The following is a 3,376-nucleotide window of genomic DNA, read 5'->3' as shown; positions in this document are numbered from 1 at the left end:
CCACAATGCCCGGATGACGGTAGGTGAAGAGGATGTAGTCTTGTAGGTAAAAGATCTTCAAGTCGCTGTTGGGCTGAAACACATTGGCTCCAGAGGCCGCTGGGATCTGATCGACATTGCCCAGCAGGTGGGTATCGACGTTGCGGGTATCCATGCCCAGCTCAAAGCGACCGACTCGACCCTCTTGCACCAGCACTGTAGGCCGTGGGGGCAGGGCAGGTCGCCGGGGGGGCAAGGCCAGCGCTTGCAGGCCGGCATTCAGCCAAGCATTGTCATCTCCTTCCACGGTCTGCAAGGGCACCAGACCCCGCTCCAAAGAGCGACCATCCCCTGTTTTCCAGGTGGCCACGGCCAGTTCCACCGCCGCGCCGGAGGGAAGGGCAAAGAAGCGGGTTTGTCGTTCGCTGCCCTGGGTGGGCTGCCCCAAAATGAGGGTGCTGCCGCTGGATCCCAACTGGGCAGCCAAGAGGGTGGCCCCCTGGCGGGTGTTACCATCCACGAGAACGGCCAACGGGATCCCGGCGGCAATGGGCAGATTTTCGCTGTTCCAGAGGGTGGGCTGCCCGAATCGGTCTTCGGTAATCAGCAGCGGCTGGACGGAGCGGGGCAGAAATAGGCGCGCCACATCGGCCACCACTTGGGGGTCGTAGCCCACCGAGCCGCGCAGGTCGAGGACAATGCCCTGGCTGTAGTCTTGGGTGTAGAGGGTTTGGCGGATCTGCTGAGCCGTGGCTGGGGTGAGATCCGGCACTGCCAAATAAACCTGGCGCGGGCCAATCCCGCGGGCTTGTACGGGAGGACGGGGACGGTTGAGCAAGTCCTTGAAAGCTTGCGGATCCCAGAAGCGATCGGCGGGATCCCCATACTCCCGCAGGATCTCTTGAATGAACTCGTACTCCACCTCAATGGGGGGGCGGGGATCCCCGTAGCTTCGGGCCAACAGGCGGGTGTAGAGGTCGTTGTAACTGACTGCGGCAGCTTGGTTGCCTGCACCCAAGGACTCGTTGATGAACAATCCCACCAGATGGCGGAGATCCAGCCCGACCGGCTCACGGGGAGGCGAAGGGGCTGCCGGGATCCCTGGATCGGGAAACGAACCTTGGGGATCAGAGGGCATGATGGGCACAGGAGGCAAGGCCGATTGGCCCACAGCGCTGCCGGGCGAGATCCCGGCGATCAGGGTGAGGATCCCCCAAGCCCCAAGTACGCGCGCAAATCCCTTCATGGCAGCCTGCCCTCTTGCAGATGTTGCGAATAGGATAAACCCTAAACGCTCCCCTTTGCCACTGCCAGCAGTGGTAGATATCTATTTTTTGCGACTTGGAACACTAGGGGCTGCGCCCCCTTGCTTTTGAAGGAAATGCCCTCAGCCAGAAAATCCCCAGCGCATTCACTTGCCTTTTTTGTCCTTTTTGTTCGGCTTGGGCTTTTCTGCTGCCGGGATCTCTGTAGCGGTCTCTGCCGCTTTCTCCTCAACTGGGAGCGTTGCCTCTGCCGCAGAGGCTGAGACGGTTTCAGCAGGGGATGCTTCTACAGCCTTTTCTGTAGCTGGCTCGGCTTCCGCAGCTGCAGCTTCTCCATCCGTTTCCGCCCCCGTAGCCGTCTCTGATGAGGATTCAACGGCCTCAGGGATCCCAGATACCTCTGCTTCTGGCCCATCGGCCTCAAACTCGGCCTCTGGCACTTCAACCTTCTCCTCCGAGACTGCCAAAGAAGTGGGCGCCTGGGTTGGATTCCCCTCGCTATCGACCCAGTTGACCGTAGTTTGCGACTTCAGCCAGGCCATCACCTTGTCGGTCAGCAAGCCTTCATAGACGGCTTGGCGTACTCGTTCCCGATCCAGCTTTTGGCCTTGCTGGGCATAGGCCGCCATCACCTCTTCCACCTCCACGTCCAACTCCGTGGAACCTACGGCAATTTGCTCTTGCCGAACGATGGCGCTCAGGGCCAAGGTGCGCCGCAGCCGGTCGATGGCTTCGGGTCGGTGGCGCTCTTTCAACTGGTTAAGGGTTTCGGGAGGCAACTCGGACAAGAACTTACGGAGCTCCCCCGGCTTGATGCCTTCCTGCCGCAGGGCCTGGAGACTCTGGGCCAGCAGTTGTGTCGTTTCTTGTTCGATGAGGGTTTCCGGCAAATCCACCTCAGTAGTCTCCAAGATGGCGTTGAGGATGGCGGTTTCGAGGTTCTCCTCGGATTGTCTCAGGGCATCCTGTTCGAGGCGCTTTTGCAGGTGTTCCCGCAACTCGGCTACCGTTTGAAAGCTGCTGATCTCTTGCACAAAGGCATCATCCAATTCGGGCAGCTCTTTGGCCTTGATCTCCCTCAGGCAGACAGTGAAGGTAACCGTTTTCCCGGCCAACTCTTTTCTGAAGTAGTCGTCGGGGAAGGTGGCTGCGATCTCCTTGGTTTCGTCGAGCTGCATGCCCACGATGCCCGCCACAAAACCGGGGATGAAGTTGTCTTCCTTGAGTTCCAGCTGGAAGTCCTGGGTGGTCATCTCGTCGAGGGAATTGCCTTCTGCATCGCGGGCCTCAAAATCGATCACCACCACATCCCCCAACTGAGCAGGCCGATCTTCTACCGGCAGGAGGGTGGCCCGCTGATCCCGCCACCGGTCGATGAGCTGGTCAATTTGTTCAGGCTTGACGTCAACGCGGGTTGCCGTAACGGTCAGCCCTTTGTATTGGCCAACGCGAGCTTCAGGGTACACCTCAACGTATCCCGAGAAGCTGAAGTCTGCCTCGGGGTTGAACTGAGCCAAGAGCTGCCCCACCTCGTCATCCAGCTCGAACCGACTGATGGGGGTGAGCCGAGCTTCCTTGAAAGCCTGTTGAATGGCCTCGCTGATCAGGTCATCGACAGCACTGGCCAGGATGCGCTCGCGGCCCACCTGACGCACAACAAGATTGCGGGGGGCCTTGCCCTTGCGGAATCCCGGAATCTGGATATTCTGCTCCAGTTGACGCAAGGTTTTTTCGTAGGAGCGCTTCACCCGGTCGGCTTCTACCACGATTTTGAGGCCAACCCGGCTGCCAGGGCGTTTTTCTTGTGTGACCTGCATAGGAAGTATGAGCTAGGGAGAGGGGCAAGTAGAAGTTCAATTCTACCTCAACGGCCTGTGGGTCAACCTGGAGATTCTAGGCAGGGGATCCCTCGGTGGCCACTTCTTTCACATCCTGGATGTCCTCTTGGGGTTCGGCACGCTTGCTGGGAGGCAGTTGCTTCACTTTGGCTTCCAGCTCCACCACCATTTCCTTGAGTTCGGTGATGGTGACCTCCTTCTCCTGCAGTTGCCGATTTTTTTCCCGGGCTTCGATGCTGAACTGTACGCGCATCCAGAGGCTATACAGCCAGGCGAGGGCGGCCCCAATCCCGG

Annotated in this window: 3 protein-coding genes; all 3 read right to left on the bottom strand. The window is 59.4% G+C overall.

Annotated features, from left to right (window positions below; translation table 11 throughout):
• Nucleotides 1-1,225 (bottom strand): S41 family peptidase (locus NW837_RS15645; protein ID WP_414332610.1); only part of this gene is annotated, 1,225 nt, incomplete at its 3' end.
• Nucleotides 1,226-1,390: 165 nt separating this feature from the next.
• Nucleotides 1,391-3,061: a trigger factor gene (gene tig / locus NW837_RS15640; RefSeq protein WP_414332608.1), complete on the bottom strand. Its 1,671-nt coding sequence runs from the start codon at nt 3,059-3,061 to the stop codon at nt 1,391-1,393.
• Nucleotides 3,062-3,137: 76 nt separating this feature from the next.
• Nucleotides 3,138-3,376: LapA family protein (locus NW837_RS15635; protein WP_414332606.1), on the bottom strand; the 239-nt coding region annotated here is incomplete at its 5' end.

The organism is Synechococcus sp. R6-10 (assembly GCF_047461815.1).
GTDB lineage: Bacteria > Cyanobacteriota > Cyanobacteriia > Thermostichales > Thermostichaceae > Thermostichus.
Note: the sequence above shows the minus strand (reverse complement) of the source record. Positions and strands in the feature narration are given on the sequence as shown.

Bases quoted from the DNA above. Each gene is read 5' to 3' on its own strand.
- tig (WP_414332608.1), bottom strand. From the start codon at position 3,061: ATGCAGGTCACACAAGAAAAACGCCCTGGCAGCCGGGTTGGCCTCAAA.